Source organism: Intestinibacillus massiliensis (assembly GCF_900155735.1).
Lineage (GTDB): Bacteria > Bacillota > Clostridia > Oscillospirales > Butyricicoccaceae > Intestinibacillus > Intestinibacillus massiliensis.
In genome coordinates this window covers 1-24,394 of the sequence record NZ_LT707055.1, presented here as the reverse complement: position 1 = coordinate 24,394, position 24,394 = coordinate 1, and the positions used below count along the sequence as shown (strand labels likewise).

At 62.8% G+C, this 24,394-nt stretch carries 22 protein-coding genes and 1 pseudogene; 15 read left to right on the top strand and 8 right to left on the bottom strand.

Going from position 1 to position 24,394, the window contains the following annotated elements; genetic code table 11:
• Positions 1-10: 10 nt before the first annotated feature.
• Positions 11-847 (bottom strand): MurR/RpiR family transcriptional regulator, encoded by an 837-nt coding sequence (locus tag CZ203_RS04675; protein WP_159456365.1) that lies wholly within the window; start codon positions 845-847, stop codon positions 11-13.
• Between the two features lie 162 nt (positions 848-1,009).
• Between CZ203_RS04675 and CZ203_RS04670 the strand changes: the two genes are divergently transcribed.
• The 3 genes from CZ203_RS04670 to CZ203_RS04660 all read left to right on the top strand — a co-directional run bounded on the left by CZ203_RS04670 (position 1,010) and on the right by CZ203_RS04660 (position 4,527).
• A complete protein-coding gene (locus CZ203_RS04670; RefSeq protein WP_087065013.1) occupies positions 1,010-2,380 on the top strand; it encodes an MFS transporter in 1,371 nt (456 codons plus the stop codon).
• Between the two features lie 76 nt (positions 2,381-2,456).
• Complete coding sequence (locus CZ203_RS04665) at positions 2,457-3,224, top strand: hypothetical protein (RefSeq protein WP_087065012.1); 768 nt, start codon at positions 2,457-2,459, stop codon at positions 3,222-3,224.
• Positions 3,225-3,477: 253 nt separating this feature from the next.
• A complete protein-coding gene (locus tag CZ203_RS04660) occupies positions 3,478-4,527 on the top strand; it encodes a sugar ABC transporter substrate-binding protein (protein ID WP_087065011.1) in 1,050 nt (349 codons plus the stop codon).
• Between the two features lie 86 nt (positions 4,528-4,613).
• Here the strand turns inward: CZ203_RS04660 and CZ203_RS14540 are convergent, their stop codons facing one another.
• A complete protein-coding gene (locus CZ203_RS14540) occupies positions 4,614-4,775 on the bottom strand; it encodes a hypothetical protein (protein ID WP_159456364.1) in 162 nt (53 codons plus the stop codon).
• Between the two features lie 200 nt (positions 4,776-4,975).
• On the opposite strand from CZ203_RS14540, the gene CZ203_RS04655 reads away from it, so the two are divergent.
• The 10 genes and pseudogenes from CZ203_RS04655 to CZ203_RS04610 all read left to right on the top strand — a co-directional run bounded on the left by CZ203_RS04655 (position 4,976) and on the right by CZ203_RS04610 (position 12,069).
• On the top strand, positions 4,976-5,494 hold the full coding sequence (locus tag CZ203_RS04655; protein ID WP_200809432.1) for a peptidylprolyl isomerase: 519 nt from the start codon (positions 4,976-4,978) through the stop codon (positions 5,492-5,494).
• A gap of 66 nt (positions 5,495-5,560) precedes the next feature.
• A complete protein-coding gene (locus CZ203_RS04650) occupies positions 5,561-6,289 on the top strand; it encodes a hypothetical protein (RefSeq protein ID WP_087065010.1) in 729 nt (242 codons plus the stop codon).
• Positions 6,290-6,375: 86 nt separating this feature from the next.
• A pseudogene (locus CZ203_RS04645) lies at positions 6,376-7,833 on the top strand (ABC-F family ATP-binding cassette domain-containing protein); the annotation flags it as partial.
• Positions 7,834-7,882: 49 nt separating this feature from the next.
• Entirely contained in the window at positions 7,883-8,239 is a 357-nt protein-coding gene (locus CZ203_RS04640; protein WP_159456363.1) for a YdcF family protein, read from the top strand.
• Positions 8,240-8,297: 58 nt separating this feature from the next.
• Positions 8,298-8,708 (top strand): hypothetical protein, encoded by a 411-nt coding sequence (locus CZ203_RS04635; RefSeq protein ID WP_087065008.1) that lies wholly within the window; start codon positions 8,298-8,300, stop codon positions 8,706-8,708.
• Between the two features lie 26 nt (positions 8,709-8,734).
• Positions 8,735-9,799, top strand: coding sequence for a peptide chain release factor 1 (gene prfA, locus CZ203_RS04630; RefSeq protein WP_087065007.1), 1,065 nt, complete (start codon positions 8,735-8,737; stop codon positions 9,797-9,799).
• Between the two features lie 23 nt (positions 9,800-9,822).
• Positions 9,823-10,029, top strand: coding sequence for a hypothetical protein (locus tag CZ203_RS04625; protein WP_087065006.1), 207 nt, complete (start codon positions 9,823-9,825; stop codon positions 10,027-10,029).
• 81 nt (positions 10,030-10,110) lie between these two features.
• Positions 10,111-10,479, top strand: a complete 369-nt coding sequence (locus tag CZ203_RS04620) for an L-threonylcarbamoyladenylate synthase (protein WP_087065005.1) — start codon at positions 10,111-10,113, stop codon at positions 10,477-10,479.
• Positions 10,461-10,628: a dephospho-CoA kinase gene (locus CZ203_RS14535; RefSeq protein ID WP_235847458.1), complete on the top strand. Its 168-nt coding sequence runs from the start codon at positions 10,461-10,463 to the stop codon at positions 10,626-10,628. Before CZ203_RS04620 ends, CZ203_RS14535 begins: the two co-directional genes overlap by 19 nt.
• A gap of 46 nt (positions 10,629-10,674) precedes the next feature.
• On the top strand, positions 10,675-12,069 hold the full coding sequence (locus tag CZ203_RS04610) for an aminopeptidase (RefSeq protein WP_087065003.1): 1,395 nt from the start codon (positions 10,675-10,677) through the stop codon (positions 12,067-12,069).
• A gap of 179 nt (positions 12,070-12,248) precedes the next feature.
• Here CZ203_RS04610 and CZ203_RS04605 read toward each other — a convergent pair whose 3' ends face one another.
• From CZ203_RS04605 to CZ203_RS04580, 5 genes are all read right to left on the bottom strand, one after another.
• Complete coding sequence (locus tag CZ203_RS04605) at positions 12,249-13,619, bottom strand: sodium-dependent transporter (RefSeq protein ID WP_087065002.1); 1,371 nt, start codon at positions 13,617-13,619, stop codon at positions 12,249-12,251.
• A 113-nt stretch (positions 13,620-13,732) separates the two neighbouring features.
• The gene (locus tag CZ203_RS04600; protein WP_087065001.1) at positions 13,733-14,446 is read right to left on the bottom strand and encodes a ClpP family protease; all 714 of its coding nucleotides are present in this window, start codon (positions 14,444-14,446) and stop codon (positions 13,733-13,735) included.
• 796 nt (positions 14,447-15,242) lie between these two features.
• Positions 15,243-16,355 (bottom strand): acryloyl-CoA reductase electron transfer subunit beta, encoded by a 1,113-nt coding sequence (gene acrA, locus CZ203_RS04590; protein WP_087064999.1) that lies wholly within the window; start codon positions 16,353-16,355, stop codon positions 15,243-15,245.
• Positions 16,356-16,376: 21 nt separating this feature from the next.
• Positions 16,377-17,177, bottom strand: coding sequence for an acryloyl-CoA reductase electron transfer subunit gamma (gene acrB, locus CZ203_RS04585; RefSeq protein ID WP_087064998.1), 801 nt, complete (start codon positions 17,175-17,177; stop codon positions 16,377-16,379).
• Positions 17,178-17,204: 27 nt separating this feature from the next.
• Positions 17,205-18,353 carry an acyl-CoA dehydrogenase gene (locus tag CZ203_RS04580; RefSeq protein ID WP_087064997.1) on the bottom strand — a complete coding sequence of 383 codons (1,149 nt, stop codon included), beginning with the start codon at positions 18,351-18,353 and terminating at the stop codon, positions 17,205-17,207.
• A gap of 640 nt (positions 18,354-18,993) precedes the next feature.
• Between CZ203_RS04580 and CZ203_RS04575 the strand changes: the two genes are divergently transcribed.
• Complete coding sequence (locus CZ203_RS04575) at positions 18,994-20,901, top strand: NAD(+) synthase (protein WP_087064996.1); 1,908 nt, start codon at positions 18,994-18,996, stop codon at positions 20,899-20,901.
• Positions 20,902-20,961: 60 nt separating this feature from the next.
• Here CZ203_RS04575 and CZ203_RS04570 read toward each other — a convergent pair whose 3' ends face one another.
• On the bottom strand, positions 20,962-22,005 hold the full coding sequence (locus tag CZ203_RS04570) for an S-layer homology domain-containing protein (protein WP_087064995.1): 1,044 nt from the start codon (positions 22,003-22,005) through the stop codon (positions 20,962-20,964).
• 656 nt (positions 22,006-22,661) lie between these two features.
• On the opposite strand from CZ203_RS04570, the gene asnB reads away from it, so the two are divergent.
• Positions 22,662-24,394 (top strand): asparagine synthase (glutamine-hydrolyzing) (gene asnB, locus CZ203_RS04560; protein WP_159456360.1); only part of this gene is annotated, 1,733 nt, incomplete at its 3' end.

Below are 24,394 nucleotides of genomic sequence, written 5' to 3'. Positions count from 1 at the left end.
GGAAATCCGTTCACTTGAGCCGGAAATCTTCGAGCGACGTATCCATGCGCCCTACATAACTCAGCGCGCTGGCCTTGCGGCGCAGCGCCAGCCCGACATACAGGCTGTCGATCAGCGAAACCTGCGCCACGCGCGGCGAAATGAAGAGCTGCTCCGGCGAATACAGCTCGAGGCATAGGTCGGCCGTGCGCTCCACCGGGGTCTTGGGGATCCCGGTGATCGCAATCGTGCGCGCGCCCTGCTCGCGCGCGGTCGCCAGGGCGTGCACGACCTCGAGCGTGCGCCCGGTGTGCGTGATGCCGACCGCGACCGCGCGGCTGTCCAGCATCCCGGCGGCGATCTGCGAGAGGTGCGCGTCGGTCACCGCCTGCGCGTTCATGCCGATGCGCATCAGGCGGATATAGAAATCCTCCGCGATGGAGGCCGACGCGCCCAGCCCGAAGAACAGGATGCGCTCCGCCGCGTCCATCCAGTCGACCGCCTGCCCGATCCTGTCGAAGTCGAGCAGGCCGAGCGCGCGCTCCAGCGTGTCGATATTGCGGGAAAAGACCTTTTTCGTCACCGTGGCCGCGTCGTCGCCCGGCGTCAGCTCCTCAAAGATCGTGCGCGTGGCGCTCGGCGCGTACTTGACCAGCATGAGCTTGAACGCCGCAAACCCCGTGCAGCCCACGCTTTTGCTGAAGCGCACGATGCTGGACTCCGCCACCCCCAGCTCGCGCGCGAGCTGCTGCACGCTCATGCCCGCCACGGCCTCGGCGTGCGCCAGGACATAGCCCGCGATCTTCTTTTCCACCCGGTGCAGGGACGGGTACATCCCTTCGAGCAGCATATACAGGTTTTTCTCCATCACGCGCGCCTCCCGCCGTTTATTTTCCCCATTGTACCACAGCGCCCGCTTGTACACCATGCCCATAATGAACAAAATACCTTATGTTGTTCTGTCAATTGATTTTTATTCCTTCCCAGGCTACCATGGTAACAGGGACTTTAAAACGGAGGGGGACTGGGGATGGAAGCGGGTTACAGCGACGGGAAGCGGCAGTTTGAGCACATCAGCCTGCGGGAAAAGGCCGCCTACGGCATGGGGGACGTGGCGTGCAACGTGGTTTTTGCACTGACCACCTCCCTGCTGCTTTACTTTTACACCAATGTGGCGCATGTGGACGTGCTGGTCGTCGGCGCGATCCTGATGGTGTCGCGCATCTTCGACGGCGTGAGCGATATCGTGGTCGGCGCGCTGATCGACCGCACGCACTCGCGCCACGGCAAGGCGCGCGCCTGGATCCTGTGGATGATGCTGCCCTACGGCGCGTCCGCCGTGCTGCTGTTCACCGTGCCGCCCGGCTCACCGCTCGTCAAGGCGATCTACATCTTTATCACCTATAACCTGTGCACGACCGTGGTGTATACCGCGCTCAACCTGCCCTACGCCACGCTGGCCACGCTGATGACGCGCGACGCCGGGCAGCGCACCTCGATCAACCTGTTCCGCACCGGCATGTCCGCGGTCGGCAACCTGGTGGTCACCGCGGTCACCTTCCCGCTTGTCTCGTTGCTGGGCGACACGCAGCGCGCCTGGGTGACGGTCTCGCTGCTGTACGCGGTGCTCGCCATTGGGATGCTGTGGTTCTGCTTCAAAAACTGCCACGAGCGCGTGCCGCTCGAGACCAAGACGCGCGAGGGGCGCGCGGTGCCCGCGCTGGCCGGCCTGCGCCTTGTCCTCACCAATAAGTATTTTGTGCTGTTTTTCCTGCTTTCGGTGTTCCTCGCGTTCTACGAGGCCGTCACCGGCTCGTGCAGCGCCTACTATGCGCAGTATGTCCTGGGAAACCGCGACCTCACCGGCGTACTGGCGACCTTCGAGTCCGTCCCGCAGATCGCGGCCGTGCTGCTGATCGGCCCGCTGATCTTCCGCCTCGGCAAGCGCAATGTCGCGCTGCTGGGCGCTCTGATCGCCGTTTCCGGCATGGCGGCGCAGCTGTTCGCCCCGGCAAACCTGTCCCTCGCGCTGTTCGCCTGCGTGCTGCGCGGCGTGGGCAAGGGCTGTTTCCGCGGCGTCAAATACTCCATGCTGAGCGATATCATCGAATACGGCCACTGGAAGACCGGCGTGCGGCTCGAGGGCGTGATCGTTTCCGCGACCACGGCCGGGCAGAAGTTCGGCAGCGGCGCGACGATGGCGTTGGTCGGCCTGCTGCTTGAGGCCGCGGGCTTTACCGGCACGTCGCTGATCCCGGCGCAGGCGGCCTTTATGGTGGAGCACATCTATATCCTCGGCAACCTGCTCGCCTGGGGGCTGATCGCCGCGGCGCTGCTCTTTTACCGGCTCGACCGCCTGTACCCCAAGATCATGGCGGACATGGCCGCGCGCGGGCAATAAGCCCCCCGTCTGTACAAACCCCGCGCCCTCCTTTATAATAGTAGGGAACATACCCGTTTTATTGTAAGGAGGAACTATGGAAAAACGAGTCAAGCGGCGCCTCACACTGCGCGGCTTCCTGTCCATCCTGGTCGTGCTGACGATCATCCGCCAGGCGCTGATGGGCAATTATGAGAATATCTTCACCTGCGTGCTGACCCTTCTGCTGTTCTGCGTGCCGATCTTTGTCGACCGCCGCCTGGGGATCGACATCCCGCCCGTGCTCGAAGCAATCATCTACTTATTCATCTTCGCCGCGGAAATCCTGGGCGAGATCGACTCCTTTTACACCCGCATCCCCTACTGGGACACCATGCTGCACACCTTGAACGGCTTCCTGATGGCGGCGATCGGCATCGCGCTCGTCGACATCCTGAACCGGAGCGAAAAATTCTCCTTCCACCTGTCGCCGCTATTCGTCGCGGTCGTCGCGTTCTGCTTCTCCATGACGGTCGGCGTGCTGTGGGAGTTTTTTGAATGCTTTATGGATCTGGTGTTCCACACCGATATGCAGAAGGATTTCGTCATCACGCAGGTCAATTCGGTGCTGCTCAACCCGGACGGCCTGAACGTCGTGGTGCACGAGCCGATCCACAGCCTTGTGGTCAACGGGGAGGACTGGATGGCCAAGTACGGCGGCTATATCGACGTCGGCCTGCTGGACACGATGAAGGATCTGTTCGTCAACTTCATCGGCGCGGTGGTCTTCTCCGTCATCGGCTACTTTTATGTAAAGAACCGCGGGCGCGGCGCCTTCGCGCGCAAATTCATCCCCACGCTCAAGCGGCACAGCGGCCGCCCGTAGGCGGCGCCCCCCTTATGTGCAATTCTCCTATAAACTGTAATCTGAAACCTTCTTTTTCTGTCCATTCCGCAAAAATTTGAAGGTGCAGAAAAATTGTATACACATTTTGTGAACGATTACCCGATTTTTCTGCCATTCCGGCCTAGTGGCACCGCAAAAATATGAAGGCAATAATTGAAACCCGAGCTTATAATTATTGTCATTGGTGCTGCACTTGGCAGCGCTGACGCAATGAGAAGAAGGAGAGGATCACATGAAGAAAAGACTGTTAGCCCTTGGCCTGGCCGGTATCATGATGCTGGGCGCGCTCGCCGGCTGCGCCGGCACGGGTGAGAAAAAGCCGGATGCCGCTTCCAAGCCCGCCGGTTCCAACGCCGCCGCGGACGCGAAGGATACTGCCGATACCGGCCGCAAGCTCAAGATCGGCATGTCCCTGGCGCAGCGCGACCAGTTCCTGACGAACTGCGAGCAGGCCGCGCTCAAGCTTGCGGAGCAGGACGGCAACGTCGAGCTCAAGGTTTTTGACGCAAACAACGATATTTCCGCACAGATTTCCCAGGTACAGACCTGCGCTTCCGACGATTATGACGCCATGATCGTCGCGCTGTGCAACAACGACTCCGGCGCGGAGATCATCCAGGCCGCCGGCGACATGCCGGTCGCATTCTTCAACCGTATGCCCACCGACCTGTCGATCCTCGACGAGAAGCACTGCTACGTCGGCATGGACGAAGCCGAGGCCGGCAAGGCGCAGGGCGAATACCTCGCTTCCCTGTTTAAGGGCAAGGGCCCCGACCTGAACGCCGTACTGCTGATGGGCCCTCTCGGCCAGGACAGCGTTTCCAAGCGCACCGACGGCGTCAAGGCCGCGCTCAAGGATGCGGGCTTCAACGTCACCTACGTCTATGAAGACACGGCTGAATGGGACCGCGCCAAGGCGATGGACAAGTTCACCCAGTTCATGGGCACCGGCAAGCCGTATGACATGGTCATCTGCAACAACGACGACATGGCGCTCGGCGTAGCCGAAGCGATGAAGACCTCCGACAAGGGCGAGATCACCGTCCCGATCGTCGGCATCGACGCGACCGAGAACGGCTGCAACGCGGTCAAGGACGGCACGCTGAAGATGACGGTCAACCAGAACCCGATCGGCCAGGGCGAAGGCGCGCTGAAGTGCGCGGTCGACCTCGCAAACGGCAAGGTACCGTCCATCGTCAACGACCAGTATGTACTGTTCACCCCGGCGGACAAGGTTACCACCGACAATGTCGACGAGTTCCTGAAATCCTTCGAGGGCTAATCCAAAATACGCCCACAAACATTTAAATCTCTCTTAAAAGGGGCTGGCGCAGGTTACTGTGCCAGCCCCCTTTATCATCCGACGGCCTAGACCTCGTGGTCCGCGCACCAGTTGCGCAAATCCTCGACATAGACCTGCGACGGGAAGGTCGCGCCCTCCGGGGTCTTGCCCTCCTCGTCGATTTCGAACCCGGTCGGGTATACCCGGTTCAGCTTTTGCCACGCGTGCCTGATCTTGTGTTTCGCCATTTTTCTCGCCCCCTTTCGCCATACCGGTACAAAAAAGCCCGTTTCCGTCAGGTTGCGCACAGGGCGGGCGCGTTATACAGGCAAAATTTTATGCGAAAAAGCGCATTGCACCTTGTCCTGCCAGGCAAACTTTGATAGAATAGGGATGGTCGAAAATTTAATGTTTGGAGGGAGGCCCCTTCCAGGAGGGGCATGATATTATGAAAAACCCAATCGTAACCATTGAGATGGAAAACGGCGCCGTGATCCGCGCCGAGCTGTATCCCGAAACCGCGCCGAACACGGTGCGCAACTTTATTTCGCTCGCGCGGTCCGGCTTTTACGACGGGCTGATCTTCCACCGCGTCATCCCCGGCTTCATGATCCAGGGTGGCGACCCGGACGGCACCGGCATGGGCGGCCCGGATTACTGCATCCGCGGCGAGTTCACTGCGAACGGCTTCCAAAACGGCCTCACGCATACGCGCGGCGTGCTTTCCATGGCGCGCACGATGATGCCGGACTCCGCGGGCAGTCAGTTCTTCATCATGACGGAGGATTCGCCCCACCTCGACGGCCAGTACGCCGCCTTCGGCAAGGTCATCGAGAACATCGAGGCATGCGACGCCATCGTCAACACCCCCCGCGATTACAACGACCGCCCGCGCGAAGCGCAGCGCATGCAGCGCGTCACGGTCGAGACCTTCGGCGAGGCCTACGGGGCACCGGAAAAGGTCTGACGCCGGCAGCCGGGCCGGAGGCGGCCCTTGCAATATCCACCGGTTTGAAATGAGGCTTTTTACATTATGCTATACACCAACAAGGATACCTTTATCGTTTCCGCGCCCGCATGCATGGACACCGAACCGGACAGCCTGGAGGCGATCATGGCCGGCAACGAGGCCGGCGCGGGCGGCTGCGCGATCGAGCTTGACCTGACGTCGGACGGCATCGCCGTGCTGTGCGGCCGCGGCGGCTACCCGCTCGCGGACGGCTCGCGCCTGTCCCTGCCCGAAGCCACGTTCGAGGAGGCGCGCGGCGCGTTCCAGAAGATCGTCACCATCGGCCAGGCGATCGAGCTGGCCAAGTCCTGCGCGTCCAAACTCTGCATCCACCTGCGCAACGCCGGCCTTTGCGCCCAGGTACAGCTTGCGCTCGCGCACGCGGATTATACCGACTTTGCCTATTTCGTCGACCTGACGCTGTCCGAGGCCGCAAAGCTCGCGCACCGCTTCCCCGCCCTGCACTTCATGGCGGACGTGCTCGAGGCGCCCACGAACGAGGGCGCGCTCATCCGCTCCGCGCAGGACGCGCACCTGTTCGGCCTGCGCGTCGCGCCCGCCGTGCTGACGGCATCCCTCTGCGAAGAGGCGCACCGCGTCGGCCTGTACATCGCGTGCACCGAGTGCCACGACGAGGCGATGCTGCAGCGGCTGCTCGAGTTTGGCGTCAACTTTATCGAGACCCTGCGCCCCGATATCGCGTTCTCGCTGCTGCCGCAGCCCGACGCGGACGACGCCCAGCTCACCATTTAGACTGCATAAACGGAAAGACCGGGGGCGCCTGCCTGCGGTCTTTTTGTCATCTTATCCACATCCGTCGAGTGAGGGAAACAACCACCATGGCTGACCTTTCTATCAACCAACTTACAAAATATTACGGCGACCGCCTGATCCTGGACGGCATTACGTTCGATATCCAGGCCGGCGAAAAGGTCGCCCTGCTCGGCGCCAACGGCACGGGCAAAACCACCCTGTTCCACTGCATCACCGGCCGCCTGCCGTTCGACGGGGGCACGGTGACCACCGGCGCGGGCAAAACCGTCGGCGTGATCGACCAGATGCCCGACTTCGCGCCCGGCACGACGGTCGAGGACGTGCTCCGCTCGGCCTTCCACGAGACCGACGGGATCATGGCGCAGATGACCCGGCTGGAAAATGAAATGGCCAAGAACGCAAACGACGCTGGGCTGCTGCGGCAGTACGGCGCGCTCGGGCAAAAGCTCGAGGCGCTCGGCGGCTATAACCGCGATTACGAGGTCGATAAGGTCGTAAACGGCCTCGAAATCCCCCAGGCGCAGCGCTCGCAGGCCTTTTCCCTGCTGTCCGGGGGCGAGCAGACGCGCGTCAACCTGGCGCGCATCATCCTGGAGCACACCGACATCCTGCTGCTCGACGAGCCGACGAACCACCTGGACATGAACGCGGTCGCCTGGCTCGGCGACTACCTGGACGGCTACGCGGGCACCGTGCTCATCATCTCGCACGACCGCTATTTCCTCGACCAGTGCTGCTCGCGCATCATCGAGCTGCGCGACCACAAGTGCGATTTTTACGCCGGTTCCTACTCGTATTACGCGGAGGAGCGCAAGCGCCGCATCGAGCAGCAGATGGCGCTGCACGAAAACCAGCTTGCGGAGAGGCAGCGCCTGGAGGCCACCGCGCGCAAGATGCACCAACACGGCACCGAGCACCTCGCCAAGCGCGCGGCCTCGATCGAGAAGCGCATCGCCCGCATGAAGGTGGCCGACCGGCCGCGCCCGGAAAAGCGTATGTCCATGTCCTTCGGCGACCCGGACTATGAGACCGAGGACGTCCTCAAAGTGCGCGACATCACCAAGCGCTTTGACGGCCGCGCCGTATTGCAGGACGTATCCTTTAACGTGCGCAACGGCGAGCGCATCGCCATCCTGGGCGACAACGGCACCGGCAAGACCACGCTGCTGCGCATCCTGGTCGGCGAGCTTGCGCCGGACGCGGGTACGGTCAAAAAGGGCGTCGGCCTGCGGCCGGCCTACCTGCCGCAGAAGGTGCATTTTGAAAACGGCAACCGCAACCTGGTCGAAACCCTGATTTACGACAAAAACCTGACCATGCAGACCGCCCGCAACCGGCTGGGCGCGTTCCTGTTCTCGGGCGAGGACCAGCAGAAGCTGGTGCGCAGCCTTTCCGGCGGCGAAAAGAGCCGCCTGCGCCTGTGCGAGCTGATGTACGACCCGCTCAATATGCTGATCCTGGACGAACCGACGAACCACCTCGATATCCTCTCGCGCGAATGGCTGGAGGAGGCGGTCGAGGGCTTCACCGGCACGNCAGGGGTTCCTGGAGGCGCACCCGCAGTCGGTCGCCGTGCTGTGCGGCGGCCAGGGCGACAACGAGCCTTGCCCGGAAGCCCTCGCCATGCGCGATTACCTGGCCGCGCGCGGCGTGCCCGAAAACCGCCTGATCCTGGAGGACCGCTCCAACAATACGATCCAGAACATCGCAAATGCCAAAAAGCTGCTGGACGCCCGGTTCCCGGACGGTTACCGCACCGCCGTGATCTCGAGCGACTTCCATATCGCGCGGGCGCGCCGCCTGCTGCTGCACGCCGGGCTTGACCCCTACGCCATCCCGGCCAAAACGCCGTTTTTCATGCAGCGCATCGCGCTGCACCTGCGCGAGTACGGCTCCATCATGGGGCTTGTGCTCACGGGGAGATGGTGACGGCGCGCCGCCCGCCCCTGCGTTTTTGTGAAGCCCCCGCCCTGAAAGGAGCCTCCGTATGGACGAAAAGAAAATGCCCGCCGAGCAGGACGCGCGCGTCATGGCGCTGCTGCTCCGCCTGACGGACGGCGCGCTCGACGAGTTCGCGGCCGAAAGCCTGTACAACAGCATCGCCGCGCGCATTCTGCGCGTCCCCGCCGAATACCAGGCCGCGCTGGGCATGCAGGTGCTGGAAGACGGCGGCGCGCCGCTTTCCCCCGCGCAGGCGGAGCGCTTTGTCACCTGCGTGCTGTACTGCGTGTGCTATACCGGCGAGGACGGCAAGCCCGGCTTTGAAACGGTGACCTTCGAGGCGGTCGAGCACTGGCGCGGCGTGTTCCGCCCGTTTTTCGACCAACGGCACGCCGCGCTCGACGGCCTGATCGGCGCGCTGCGCGCCATGGGTACGCCGCCCGGCGATACGATGTAACCCCCTCTGGAAAGGAAATCAAAACCATGTTCGATAAACTCGAAGCGCTTGAAACGCGGCTGGAGGAATTGGAAAGCCGCCTCGCCGCGCCCGACCTGTACGACGACCCCGCAAACGCGGCCAAGCTGCTCCGCGAGCGCAACAACCTGGAGCCGATTGTCGCGGCGTTCCGCGAATATAAGGCCGCGCAGCACACGCTGGCGGACGCGGAGGAAATGCTCTCCGACCCCGAGCTGCGCGAAATGGCGCAGGAGGAGCTTGCCGCGGCAAAGGGCGATATCGAGCGCCTGTCCGCGCAGCTCAAGGTGCTGCTGCTTCCGCGCGACCCCAACGACGAGAAAAACATCATCGTGGAAATCCGCGGCGGCGCGGGCGGCGAGGAATCGGCGCTGTTCGCCGGTTCGCTCTACCGCATGTATTCCATGTACGCGGCCAAGCGCGGCTGGACGGCCGAGGTGCTCTCCGCCAGCGAGACCGAGCTTGGCGGGTATAAAGAAATCGTGTTCCAGATCGCAGGCGAGGGCGCGTATTCGCGCCTGAAGTTTGAATCCGGCGTGCACCGCGTGCAGCGCGTCCCCGAGACCGAGAGCCAGGGGCGCGTCCACACCTCGACCGTCACGGTCGCGGTGCTGCCCGAGGCCGAGGAGGTCGATTTTTACCTCGACCCCAAGGATTTGCGCATCGACACCTTCCGCTCCTCCGGCGCGGGCGGCCAGCACATCAACAAGACCTCGTCCGCGATCCGCATCACCCACATCCCGACGAATACCGTCGTGGAGTGCCAGGACGAGCGGAGCCAGCACAAAAACAAGGACAAGGCACTGCGCGTGCTGCGCACCCGCCTGTACGAAGCCGAGGTGGAAAAGCAGAACGCCGCCATCGCGGCCGACCGCCGCAGCCAGGTAGGCACGGGCGACCGTTCCGAGCGCATCCGCACCTATAATTTCCCGGAGAACCGCGTATCCGACCACCGCATCAAGCTGACGCTGTACAAGCTCGGCCAGTTCATGGACGGGGAGCTTGACGACGTGATCGACGCGCTCGTCACCGCGGACACCGCGGAAAAGCTCAAGGCGCAGGAAAGCGCCTGACCCCCGTTGAAAGGAGACCCCTTATGCAAGACGTTGTTTCCCTATTGCAGTCCTCGCCGTGGCTGGTGCTCGGCGGCGCGTTCATCCTGCTGAACGTGATCCTGCTGATCATGAAGCTGACCAAAAAGCTGATCTTGCTCGGCATCGGCGCGGCGCTGGTCGCGGTAGGGCTTTATACCGGGCTGATCGGCCTGCCGGGCGTGGCGGCGGCGCTGCCGGGGCTGTTGTAAAGCTCCCCCGCCCGTGCATACCATGCGATAAATCGTAAACTATTAGTTATATCTATTTTAATTATAACAGGAAGTGTTTCAATGGAAACCAAATTACTCGACCCGGCGACCGATCCCACCGCCCTGCAGCAGGCCGCCGACCTGCTGCGCGCCGGCCAGGTCGTCGGCATCCCGACCGAAACGGTCTACGGCCTGGGCGCAAACGCGTTCGACGAGGCCGCGGTGCGTAAGATTTTCGCGGCCAAGGGGCGGCCGCAGGACAACCCGCTCATTGTGCACATCGCGGACTTCGCGCAGCTTTACGACCTGTGCCCGGACGTGCCGCCCGCGGCCAAAATCCTGGCGAACAATTTCTGGCCGGGGCCGCTGANCTGTGCGACGCCGGCGTGCTCGGCGTCCTCGCCCCCTTCGGGGTGCGGGTGCGGCGCATCATGGAACGGGACGGGCTGACGGAGCAGGCCGCCCGCGCCCGGGTCGGCGCGCAGCCGCCCGACACGTTCTACCGCGCCCGGTGCGACTATATCATAGAAAACAGCGACGGCCTGGAGGCGCTCCGGCCGCTTGTCGACCGGTTCTGGGCTTCGCTCCCCACCGGCTGACCCCCTCTCCCCTTGCCATTCCCATTCTTAAAGGAGGATCCTATCCATGAATTCCGAACAGCTTTTTTACGACAAAAAGCCCGGCTTTGACCGCCTGACCGACGACGGCCGCCGCGCCATCCAGGACTATGCCGAGGGCTACAAGCGCTTCCTCGACGCGGGCAAGACCGAGCGCGACGCGACCGCGGAGCTTGTCCGCCAGGCCGAGGCGCACGGCTTCACCGCGTATGACCGCACGATGCAGCTCCACCCGGGCGACAAGGTCTACAAGGTCAACCGCGGGAAGGGCGTGATCCTGGCCGTGATCGGGCAGAAGAGCTTGGCCGAGGGCATCCGCCTGACCGCCGCACACCTGGACGCGCCGCGCATCGACATCCGCACCGTGCCGCTCTACGAGGACACCGGCATGGCCTACTTCAAGACCCATTATTACGGCGGCATCAAAAAGTACCAGTGGATGGCGATCCCGCTCGAGCTGCGCGGCGTGGTCTGCGTTTGCAAGGACGGCGAGACCCGCAAGGCCGAGGTGCGCATCGGCGACAAGCCGGGCGACCCGAAGTTCGTCATCACCGACCTGCTGCCGCACCTGGCTTCCGAGCAGATGGCGAAAAAGGCGACCGAGGTCGTCAAGGGCGAGGGCATGAACCTGCTGATCGGCCTGGAACCCTCGAGGACCGAGGACGAAAAGTGCAGCGATAAGGTAAAGCTTGCCGTCATGGAGTACCTGAACCGTGAATACGGCATGACCGAGGCCGATTTCCTGTCCGCCGAGCTGTCCGCCGTCCCGGCGTGGAACGCCTGCGACATCGGCTTTGACCGCTCGATGGTCGGCGCGTATGGCCACGACGACCGCGTCTGCTCCTACCCTGCCGCGACCGGCCTGTTCGCGCTGGCGGGCGCGCCCATGCACACCGCGATGGCGCTGCTCGTCGACAAGGAGGAGATCGGCTCGGACGGCGTGACCGGCATGCAGTCCCGCTTCTTCGACACGATGATGGCCGACCTGTGCCGCGCCGAAGGCGTGTACCCGGAAGTCTGCTATGAAAATTCCATGTGCCTGTCGGCCGACGTGTGCAACGCCTACGACCCCAACTTCCCGGAGGTCTCGGAAAAGCGCAACGACGGGCGGACAGGCTGCGGCCTCGCCATCGTCAAGTACACCGGCTCGCGCGGCAAGTCCGGCACCTCGGACGCGGCCGCGGAACTGATGGCGCGCGTGCGCTGCATCCTGGACGGCGCGGGCGTCGTCTGGCAGACCGCACAGCTCGGCCGCGTCGACCAGGGCGGCGGCGGCACGGTCGCCATGTTCCTGGCGAACCGCAACATCGACACGGTCGACGCGGGCGTGCCGGTGCTTTCCATGCACGCGCCGTTTGAGGTCATCGCGAAGCTTGACCTCTATATGGCGTTCCTGGGCTTCCAAGCGTTCTACCGCGCATAAAGCAAAAAGCCCCCCGGCGATGATGGCCGGGGGGCTTTTTTATCGCGTTTTTGCAGCCTATCCCGGGGGAATACCGCGCCGCTCCCGTCCGATACAAGGGGCGCGGGGAAACGCCCGCAAAGCCCTTGGAGGCGCAAAAAAGTGCCTACCCAGCTGGGCAGGCACTTTTCCCCTATTTTTTACTTTGCAAACTTCTGGATATAGCCGATGACCCAGATCACCAGCACAATGACCGGCAGGATATAGGACACATAGACACGCGTCCAGCGCGGGAACTTGATGCCACGGCCTTCGTCGGCCTCGGCCAGGAAGTTTTTGAACCCCCAGCCGTGCTTGGACGTACAGAACAGCAGGTAGACCATCGAGCCGAGCGGCAGCAGGTTGTTCGACACGATGAAGTCCTCGATGTCCTGGATATTGCCGATGGCCGGGATCGCCGCGCCGCTCAGGACGTTGAAGCCGAGCGCGCACGGCAGCGACAGCAGGATAATCGCCACAATGTTGACCAGCACGGCCTTCTTGCGCGTCCAGCCCCACAGGTCCATGCCAAACGACAGGATATTTTCAAATACCGCGATAATCGTGGACAGCGCCGCGAACGACATGAACACGAAGAACAGCGCGCCCCACAGGCGGCCGCCGGGCATCGCGTTAAAGATATTCGGCAGGGTGACGAAGACCAGCCCCGGGCCGGAATCCGGCTGCACGCCGAACGCCGCACACGCCGGGAAGATGATCAGGCCGGCCATAATCGCGACAAACGTATCGAGCACCGTGACGCTTACCGCCTCGCCGGTCAGCGTATGCTTCTTATCGATATAGCTGCCGAAGATCGCCATCGCGCCGATGCCGAGCGAAAGCGTGAAGAACGCCTGCCCCATGGCCGCGAAGATGACCTCGCCCGCGCCGGCCTCGACCATCTTGCCGAAGTCCGGCTTCAGGTAAAACGACAGGCCGTCCGCCGCGCCGTCCAGCGTGACCGAACGGAACACCAGCACCACCATGAGCGCCAGCAGGCACACCATCATGACCTTGGTGATCTTCTCCACGCCGTTTTTCAGGCCGCGCGAACAGACCGCAAAGCCCAGCAGCGTGACGACGACCATCCAGAACACCAGCAGCGCCGGGTTGGCCAGCATGCCGTTAAAGACGTCGCCCACCTGCGCCGCGTCCAGCCCGACGAAATCGCCCTTGGCCATCTTGACAAAGTAGGACAGCATCCAGCCGCCGACCGTCGTGTAGAACATCATCAGCAGGTAGTTGCCCGCCATCGCGCCGTAGCTGTACCAATGCCATTTCGTCCCCTTCGGCTCTAGTTCATGGAAGGAACGCGCCGCGCTCTTCTGGCTTGCACGGCCGACCGCAAACTCCATCGCCATGATCGGCAGGCCGAGGATCAGCAGGAAGAACAGGTAAAACAGCACGAAGGCCGCGCCGCCGTACTGGCCGGTAATATAGGGGAAGCGCCAGACGTTGCCCAGGCCGATGGCGCACCCTGCGGAGATCAGGATGAAGCCCAGCCGTGAGCCAAACTTTTCTCTCTCTTTCATGTTACACCCCTTGATTTCTCTTTTGCGGCTACCCCAGCCGCATTATGCTTATAATAGCATATCCAGAGGTGTAAAACAACGGTATCGGGGCAAATTGTTAGTGATTTAGCACGTTATTGCGCGACATCGCCGCCCTGTGCCGCCTTGTGTTCGTCCGCCATGGCGTGCAGGCAGTCGAGGGCGTCGGACAGCGTGCCGACCGCGTCGATCAGGCCGACGTCGACCGCCTGCTGCGCCCCCACGATCGTGCCCACGTCGGTGGACAGCTCGCCAGTCTCCATCATGAGCTTCAGGACGGTCTGCTCGTCCACGTGGGAATGCGCGGTGATGAAATTGACGATCCGCTCCTGGATCTTTTCAAAATAGGCATAGGTCTGCGGCACGGCGATCACCATCCCGTTCATGCGCACCGGGTGGATCGTCATGGCCGCGGAGGGCGCGATAAAGCTCTTGCGGCTCGCCACCGCGAGCGGCACCCCGATCGAGTGCCCCCCGCCCAGCACGAGCGATACCGTCGGCTTGCGCATCCCGGCGATCAGCTCCGCGATGGCCAGACCGGCCTCCACGTCGCCGCCGACCGTGTTAAGCAGCACGAGCAGGCCGTCGATCTCGTCCGATTCCTCCACCGCCGTGATCTGCGGGATGATGTGCTCGTACTTGGTGGTTTTATTTTGCGCCGGCAACTCCATATGCCCTTCGATCTGCCCCACGATCGTGATACAATGGATCACGCCGCGCGCGGATTTCGCGGTAATGGAGCCGGTCTGCGTGATGCTGTCCTTTGACTCGTCGCCGCTCCCCTGCCCGAAAATATTCTCATCTTCCATCAGAACTTACCTCCATATCAGTCGCAATTTTACCGTCATTTTGCCCGATATTTTGGCTGTATATGCCCCGATTTACAGAATGAATATTTTAACATATACAAATGGTAAACCGGAAACGGCGCGACCTGGAGGTTCCAGGCGCGGTATTACAAGTAGTTATCCACATTTCCACAGGGTTATCCACAGGATTCCTATCGTGAAAATAACCAAACAAATTGGGATAGACATTGTCACATCTTGCTAATTTTTTGTGTTATACTGTATACATTAAGCGAAAGGGGGGATTGTGATGCGCCGTGCAACCTTGCTTCTCGCCTACGGCGCGGCGCTGCAGGCCTGCCTGCCCTGCCCCGGGTGGGGCGCGGCGGCGGCCGTGGCCTGCGGGGGCGTGCTCNGGCCGCCGCCTGGGCGGCGTATATGCTGCTGCCCCCCCTGCCCGCAGGCCAGCACTGGGTGACGCTGGCCGCGCTGGCCGTCTACTGGGCGTGCGCCCTGCTGCGGTGCGAAACGTCTCTCCTCGCCCTTGAGCAGGCGGAAGCCCTGCTGGAGCGGGACCCCGCCCCGCTGGCACGCGCCCGCGCACGGCTGCGCACCGGGCATTTCCTCGCATTGTGCCTGGGGCTGGCCGCGCTCCCCTGCCCGGCCATTGCCCCCGCCTACGCCCTGGGCGCGGTGCTCCTCCCGCTGTGGCTGGCAGCCGTGCTGGCCGGGCTGCGGCGCAGGTACTGAGAACTGCAAAACAGGCGCAAAAAAGCCCTGTCCGGTTTCCCGGACAGGGCTTTTATCATGCAAATGCTTACTTAGCAGCCTTCGCAGCGCGAACCGCATCGATCATCATCGGGACAACCTTGAACAGGTCGCCGCAGATGCCGTAGTCGGCTACGTCGAAGATCGGGGCGCCATCGTTCTTGTTGACAGCAACGATGCACTCCGAATCCTGCATACCAGCCTTATGCTGGATCGCACCGGAAATACCCAGCGCAACATACAGCTTCGGGTGTACGGTCTTGCCGGTCTGGCCAACCTGATGGTCAGCAGACAGCCAGCCAGAGTCGATCGCCGCACGGGAACCGCCGACAACGCCGCCGTTGAACTCCGCAGCCAGCTCTTCCGCCAGCGCGATGCCCTTCTCGACGTCCTTGGAGATACCACGGCCAACGGAAACGACAACCTCAGCGCCGGTCAGGTCGACCAGCTCCTTGGCTTCCTTGACAACTTCCAGGACCTTGGTCTTGAGGTCCGCGTCGGAAACGCTGACAGCCAGCTTCTCAACGACAACCGCGTTCGCCTTCGCCTCGTCGTACTCGCCGCGCTTCAGGACGCCCGGACGGACGGTCGCCATCTGCGGGCGGAAACGCGGGCAGATGATGGTCGCCATCAGGTGGCCGCCGAATGCCGGACGGGTCATCTTCAGGTTGCGGTCGCTGCGGTCGAGCGCGTCCAGCTGCTCCTGCGGCAGGGTGGAAGCTTCGCCGAGGAATGCAGCATACTTGTCAACATCAACGTCGAGGTGCGTGCAGTCCGCGGTCAGGCCGGTGTGCAGGCGGGCCGCGCAGCGCGGGCCGAGGTCACGGCCAATGTTGGTCGCCGCGATCAGCATGATCTCCGGCTTCTTGTCCATAACGACGTCGCAGATCACCTTCGCATAAGCGTCGGTGGTGTAAGTAGCCAGGGACGGGTCGTCGCAGACGAAAACCTTGTCAGCGCCGTAAGCGCCCAGTTCCTTCGCCATGCCCTCGACCTTGTCGCCGAGCAGCAGGCCGCACAGCTCTACGCCCATGTCGTCCGCCAGCTTGCGGCCCTCGGAGATCAGCTCCAGGACGGTCGGCTGCAGCGTGCCCTGACGCTGCTCACAAAATACCCATACGCCGCTGAAATCGGCCAGGTTGGTGTTATTAAAATCAGCCATTGTTGTAAATTCTCCTTTCGATTAAATAATGTGCTTCTTCAGCAGGGCAGCCGCCAGGGTGTCGCAAGTAGCCTTGTCAGCACCTTCCAGCATAACGCCCTTGCCCTTCTGCGGGGGAGTGAAGGACTTGAAGATATTCGTGGGAGAACCCTTCAGGCCGATGGTGTCCAGGTCGATCAGCGGATCATCCTTCAGAGCTTCATAGTCCAGAACGGTGATCTCCTGCTCAAACGCCCAGAAGATGCCGCCGACGGACATGTAGCGGGGCTCGTTGAGCTCCTTGATGCAGGTCAGCAGGCAGGGGGTCTGGGTCTCGATGGTCATATGGCCGTCTTCCAGCATACGCTTAACGGTAACCTTGGAGCCGTCGAGCTGGATGTCGGCAGCGTAGGAAATCTGCGGGATGTCCAGCTTCTCAGCGATCTGGGAGCCGACCTGCGCGGTGTCGCCGTCGATTGCCTGACGGCCGCACATGACGATGTCGTCCTTCTCCAGGCCGATCTTCTTGATCGCAGCGGCCAGGATCTGGGAGGTAGCGAAGGTATCGGAACCGCCGAACTCGCGCGCGGAAACCAGTACGCCCTCGTCAGCGCCCATTGCGAGCAGCTCACGCAGCATCTCGGCCGCCGGAGGGGGGCCCATGGTGATAACGACGACCTTTGCGCCGAAGTTATCCTTCAGGGTCAGCGCCGCTTCAACCGCGTTCTTGTCATCGGGGTTGATGATGGTCGCCATGGAAGCGCGGTCCAGGGTACCGTTCGGGTTAACGGCAACCTTGCCGGACGTATCAGGAACCTGCTTTACGCAAACAATAACTTTCATGATTCAGTACTTCCTCCTCTTACTAAATTACTTCTTCTTGAAGATCTGGCCAGCGATAACCATTCTCTGAACCTGAGAAGTACCCTCGTAGATCTCGGTGATCTTGGCGTCACGCATCATGCGCTCCATCGGATACTCACGGATGTAGCCGTAGCCACCGTGCAGCTGGACGCACTTGGTGGTAACTTCCATAGCGACCTCGGAAGCGTACAGCTTAGCCATAGCAGCTTCCTTGGTGAACGGCAGACCTACGTCATGATTGAAAGCGGCGCGGCGGATGAGCAGGCGGGCGGCGTCAATCTTGACTTCCATGTCCGCTACCATCCACTGCAGGCCCTGGAACTTGTCCAGCGTCCTACCGAACTGTACACGCTCCTGCATGTACTGGACAGCCTTGTCGAGGGCGCCCTGCGCGATACCCAGCGCCTGGGAAGCGATGCCGATACGGCCGCCGTCCAGGGTCTGCATAGCGATCTTGAAGCCCTTGTTTTCCTGGCCCAGCAGACGGTCTGCCGGCAGGACCATGTCCTCAAAGATCAGCTCGGAGGTCTGGGAACCACGGATGCCCATCTTGTGCTCGATCTTACCGATCTTGAAGCCCGGGTCGTTCTTGTCAACGATAAAGGCGGAAATGCCCTTGTTGCCCGCAGCCTTGTTGGTCATTGCGAAAATAACATAAGTATCCGCGCGGCCGCCGCCGGTGATGAACACCTTGGAGCCGTTGATCAGCCAGGTGCCGTCTGCCTGCCGCTCAGCAGTGGTCTGCTGGCAAGCGGAGTCGGTGCCTGCATTCGGCTCGGTCAGGCCGAACGCGCCGAGCTTCTGGCCGGAAACCAGGGGACGCAGGAACTTTTCCTTCTGCTCCGGGGTGCCGTACGCGTAAATCGGCCAAGCGCCCAGGGTCGCGTGGGAAGAGATGATGCAGCCGGTGGTGCCGCAGAAGCGGGATGCCTCCTCGATCGCGATCGAGTAGCAGATGTAGTCGCCGCCGGAGCCGCCGACTTCCTTCGGGAACTGAATGCCCATCAGGCCGTACTTCATGAGCTTCTGTACGGTTTCTTCCGGGTAACGCTCCTGCTCGTCAATCTCTGCGGCGATCGGCTCAACTTCGTTGATTGCGAACTCGCGGCAGAGCTTCTGAACCATTGCCTGCTGTTTCGTAAGCCTAAAATCCATGCCAGTAAACCTCCCAAAAAAATTGTAGTAGATGTTTGTAAATACAAGCAGTTTTGCCCCGCCTTACAGCCCGGTTCCACGGCCGGCCTCCCGCGCTCACAAAAAAGCGCTGTCCGCCCAGCCGAAGGAGGACGATCAGCCCAGCAAAACGCCGAAACGCAGCCTATAAAGCGATGTATTTAGGACACACCTTACTTTTAGCATGTCTATTTCTATTATATACGGCCACAGGTTTTTGTCAATAATTTAACGTTTGATTTTTGTACGAAAAAACCAGGAATAATCTTGCCAAACCGTCCTAATTTCAACATCCTGTGAAAGGGCGTATAAAATTATCGTTTTGTAATCGTTCCGCCCGGGGGCGCATTCTGCGCATATGCGGGCACGGGTACACAAAATCCGCCATTTATAGGCGGACCCGCGCATGGGCAGCAAAACTGCACAAAATAAGCGGGGATTTTTCTACCATTCTTTTCCTAGCGCATGCCATGGCGCCGGCACGCGGCCGCATCCGCGCGTTTCCCGTTGCGAAACCGGGCGGCGCGGGGTATACTGTTAATGCACAGGGTTAAAATGAGGCATATCCGGCAAGAAGTAAAAAATACAGCCCCGGCTGTTTAGATTTTGGAGGGAACCCATCATGAAGGACGGATTTATTAAGGTAGCGTCGGCCACGCCGGCCATACGCGTGGCCGACTGCGCCTATAACGCGTCGGAAATCATCCGCCAGGCGCGGCAGGCCGCGGAAAAGGGCGCGCAGCTCGTCGTCTTCCCCGAGCTGTGCCTGACCGGCTACACCTGCGGCGACCTGTTCCTGCACGAGACGTTGCTGCGCGGCGCGCTCGACGCGCTCGGCACAGTCTGCGCGCAGACGACCGACCTCAACGCCGCGCTGGTCGTCGGCCTGCCGTTCGCCTTTGGCGGCAAGCTGTATAACTGCGCGGCCGTCGTGTGCGCGGGGCGTATCGCGGGGCTTGTGCCCAAGCAGAATATCCCGAACTACGCGGAATTTTACGAGGCGCGCCACTTTGCCCCGGGCGTGGGGCTTGAGCCGGCGCCGGCCAAGGCCTGCGGCCAGGACACGGTTTTCGGTACCGGGCTGCTGTTCCAGTGCCCGGAACTGCCCGCGCTGACGCTCGGCGTCGAGATCTGCGAGGACCTCTGGGTGCCTGACGCGCCCTCCGCCGCGCTGGCGCAGATGGGCGCGACGGTGATCGCGAACCCGTCCGCGTCGGACGAGGTGGTCGGCAAGGCGGCCTACCGGCGCGACCTGGTCCGGGGGCAGTCCGCACGGCTGCTGTGCGCCTATGTGTATGCGGACGCGGGCTTCGGCGAATCCACGCAGGACCTGGTTTTCGCCGGGCACAACCTGATCGCGGAAAACGGCGCGCTGCTCACGGAAAGCCGCCGGTTTGAAAGCGGCCTGTGCTACGCGGACGTCGACCTCGGCCGCCTCGTGCACGAGCGCCGCCGCATGAATACCTTTGAAACCATGGAAGCGCCCTATGTCGCGGAGCTGCGGCTCGAGCCGCTGGAAGACGACCTCGCCGACCGCTATGTGCCCGCGACCCCCTTCGTCCCCACGGACAAGGGCGCGCTGGAGGAGCGCTGCCAGGAAATCCTGACCATGCAGGCGACCGGCCTTGCCACCCGCCTGCGCCACGCGCGCTGCAAGGACGCGGTCATCGGCCTGTCGGGCGGGCTGGACTCCACGCTCGCCCTGGTCGTCACGGTGCACGCCTTCGACATGCTGGGGCTCGACCGCAGCGGCATCCTGGCCGTCACAATGCCGTGCTTCGGCACCACCGCGCGCACCAAGGGCAACGCGGAAAAGCTGGCCGAAGCCTACGGCGCGACGCTGCGCGTCGTCGATATCAAGGCCGCGGTCGACCAGCACTTCGCCGACATCGGCCACGCCAAGGACGACCTCAACGTCACCTTTGAAAACGGGCAGGCGCGCATGCGCACGCTCGTGCTCATGGATTTGGCCAACGAAGTGGGCGGCCTGGTGGTCGGCACCGGCGACCTGAGCGAGCTTGCGCTCGGCTGGGCGACCTATAACGGCGACCATATGTCCATGTACGGCGTGAACGCCTCGATCCCCAAGACGCTTGTGCGCTACCTGACTGCCTTCGAGGCCTCCCGCTCGGGCGACGGCCTGCGCGAGATCCTGCTCGACGTGCTCGGCACGCCGGTCTCCCCGGAGCTGCTGCCGCCCAAGGACGGCGAGATCGCGCAGAAGACCGAGGAGCTGGTCGGCCCCTACGAGCTGCACGACTTCTACCTTTATTATATGTTGCGCTGGGGCTATTCGCCGCGCAAGGTCTTCCGCGTAGCGCAGAAGGCCTTCGCCGGGCAGTACGACGGCGCGACGATTAAAAAGTGGCTCGTCACCTTCCTGCGCCGTTTCTTCTCGCAGCAGTTCAAGCGCTCCTGCCTGCCGGACGGCCCCAAGGTCGGCACGGTCACGCTGTCGCCGCGCGGCGACTGGCGCATGCCCTCCGACGCAGTTTCCGCGCTCTGGCTCGCCGAGGCGGAAGCCCTGTAACGTCAAAAAAGGGAAGGACAAACGTCCTTCCCTTTTGCATGCCCGCAAAGCCCTCCCCGATTAATAATAATTGTCGTCCGGGTAGGTGCAGTACTTCCCGCACAAGTAGGTGAACTGGTCGTCCACCTCGATGGGGTCGCCCCCGCCCGCCGGGTATAGCTTGAGCTTGAGCGAAAATTCATACATCTTGCCGACCTTGAGCGGCTCGTGCACGAGCGCCGCGCCCACGTTCAGCGCACCGGGGAACTGGTACCCGTCCGCCGGGGCGATCGACGCGGGCAGGCCGTTCACCTGCGCCTCCGTCACCTCGACCCGTTTAATGGGGCCGCCCTTGCTGCCGGTGTAGCACACGCCGTACGCATCTTCATGGGCGGCGAAATACGTGCGGTCCAGCCCGTATTCCCACATCCAGCTATTCGCGCCCGCGGGCACCACGCCGGAAAGCCCGAGCCTGTCCGCCAGGCGGTACGCCAGCACCGTGCCCTGCTCGATCGTCAGCCCGCCCTGCGGGTCGAAGCGGCCTTCGCCGACGCCCTTCATCAGCCCGCTCTGCAGCGCATAGGCCACATAGCCCCGCGCCCAGGGCGAAACCGCGTCCGCGTCCGCGAGGGCAAGGGGCGCATCCCCGCCGGCCTGGTAGGTGCCGGGCTGCACGGCCTCGGCCGCAAGCGTCAGGATCTTGGCTGCCTGTTCGCGGGTCAGCGCGCCGCCCGGCTGGAAGGCGCCGCCCGGCTGCCCCTCCACAAGGCCGAACGCGCAGGCGAGGAATACCGCGTCGTCCGGCGCGTAGTCCGAGAACGAGGCGGTTTTGCCCGCTTCGCGCTGCCGCGCGGCGAGGGTGCCCGGGTCGGTCTTTTGGGAAAGGGCGATCAGCCGCCCCAGCATCTCGCTGAAGGCATAGCGGGTGATCCCGCCGCCCTTCGTCGTATAGAAAGGCATCCCGAGGGAATACCCCACCGTCAGCTCGTTCGGCACCAGCGCGGAATCCTCCGCGGCGCGCACTTCGTCCCGCGCCCATTCGGACGGCAGGTCGTAATACCATGCGCCCGCCTGTCCCGCCAGCAGGCCGGCCAGCAGCGCCAAACAGCACACCCTTTTTTTCATGCGCAGGACCTCCTTCANCTTCCGTTCTCTGATTTAATGCCGCCTTGATTGCGCACCTTTCCTTTGTTTTGATGCTTTCTCTTATCCCCATCTAGATGTGTAAAAGAGACGGCCTGGGGGGTGACCGCCATATCTTCGTCGATCAGGGCGTCGTCCGCCGGGAGGGACGCGGGGGCGTCGGCAACGGCTTCGTCAGTGGATCCTGCGGGCTGGCCTTCCGCCGCCGTATCCTCGGCTGCGGCGCCGGTTTCCCCATCCGCCTCCGCGCTGTCCGCGGAAACGTCGGCACCCGTATCGGCGGAAGCCTCGGCGCTGCCCGCCGTGGTTTCAGAGGGGGCGGAAGTATCTGCCGCCGCCGTTTCGGAAGGGGCGGAGGGCTCTGCTGCCGCCGTTTCGGTGGAAGCCGTGGATGCGCTGGAAGCGTCCGCGCTGTCCAGGTCGGCCGCCGCTGCGGAGAACAGCATCGTCGCGCCGAACGTCAGGACTGCTGCAGTTGCCATAAACTTCGAAATTGTATATTTCATCATGATCGTCAACCTCTTTCATGCATTGCGCTGTCTTTATCTTATGGCTTTATTCTACCCTGCGGCGGTTACATCGCAGTTACATATCGAATTATTCTGTGNGGCGGCTACGCCGACGCAACCGCGTGCCTGGTGCACCGGCGGCTTGCCGTGGCCGACCCGGCGGGCGGGAAGCAGCCGATGGCCTCGCCAGATGGCAATATCATACTTATTTATAACGGAGAGTTGTATAATACAGAGGAATTGCGGCATGCCTTATATGCCTGCGGGCACACCTTTGCCGGGCGCTCGGACACCGAGGTGTTGCTGCACGCCTTCATGGAATGGGGCGCGGGCTGCCTGCCCCAGCTCAACGGCATGTACGCTTTCGCCGTCTGGGACAAACGCGCCAAGGCCCTGACGCTCGCGCGCGACCGGCTCGGCGTCAAGCCGCTGTTCTACAGCCGCGTGCGCGACGGCCTGGTGTTTTCATCCGAGCTCAAGGCGCTGCTGTGCCACCCCGGCGTGCGCCCGCAGCTGGATCAGGACGGCCTGCGCGCGCTCCTGCTGCTTGGCCCGGCGCGCATGCCGGGGGACGGCGTGTTTAAAAATGTCCACGAGGTGCTGCCCGGCCATTACGCCGTGCTGCAGGCCGGGGAATTCACCTCGCACGCTTACTGGACGCTCGAAGCGCGGGCACATCCGGATTCCCCGGAGCAGACGGCCGAGCACACGCGCTGGCTGGTAGAGGACGCGGTTCGCCGCCAGCTTGAGGCCGGCACGCCGCCCTGCGCCTTCCTTTCCGGCGGCCTGGCGTCCTCGGCCATGGCGCTCGTGGCCGCGCGCGAATATGAAAAACGCGGGCTGCCTCCGCTGCACACCTGGTCGGCCGGTTCGCAGGAAAGCGAAAAATCCTTTACGCAGAGTTACTTCGAATCCGATAACGACGATACGTATATAGAAATCATGGCAAACCTGCTTGGCACGGCGCACCATACGGTGCCGATTAGCAACGCCGCGCTCTGCGCCGCCCTGCTGCCCGCGACCGATGCGCGCGACCTGCCGGGCATGGCGGACGTGGACGCTTCCCTGCTGCTGCTCTGCTCGCAGGTCAAAAAAGGGGGCGCGTGCGCGCTCTCCAGCGTGGGCGCGGACGCGCTGTTCGGCGACCCGTGGCCGTGCCCGGAAGGGGCGGCGCCGGAGGAGGGGTGCCCCCCGTCTCATGCACTGGGTTTCCGCCTATCACTGCTGCGGGAAGGCGTGGTGGAGGACGCGGAGGATTATGTCCGCGAATGCTGCGCGGCGGCCTGCGCGGCGGCGCACGGGCTGGAGCCGGATACTAAGGAAGACGCACGCCGGCGCAAAATGTTCCAACTCGGCCTGCAATGGTTTTTGGCTCCCCTGCTCGAAGGCAGCGCAGCAAAAGGGAAAAAAACGCCCCGCGTCCCTTTTCCCGGGACGCGGGGCGTTTGCGATTTCCGCTTATGCAAATTCATAATAGAGCCGGACAACCAGGCCGTCCGCTGCATCGGCCTGCCCTGCGCCGTCCACATAACGGACGCCCGCGGTGGCGCGGATATAATCCGCGGTATCGACCGTGCTGCCTTCCACGACTTCATAGGCCTCGCGCTCGACAAATTCCTTGCCGCCGTAAACCAGGACCTGCTCGACCGTCAGCGTGACGAACGCCTGCTCCGGGGCTGCCGGGGCGACTGCCGCAGGCGCTTCCGCCGCGGGGACTTCGGGCTCTTCGATCACGGCCTCGTCCTCAGGGGTGACCGCCATATCTTCGTCGATCAGGGCGTCGTCCGCCGGGAGGGACGCGGGGGCGTCGGCAACGGCTTCGTCAGTGGATCCTGCGGGCTGGCCTTCCGCCGCCGTATCCT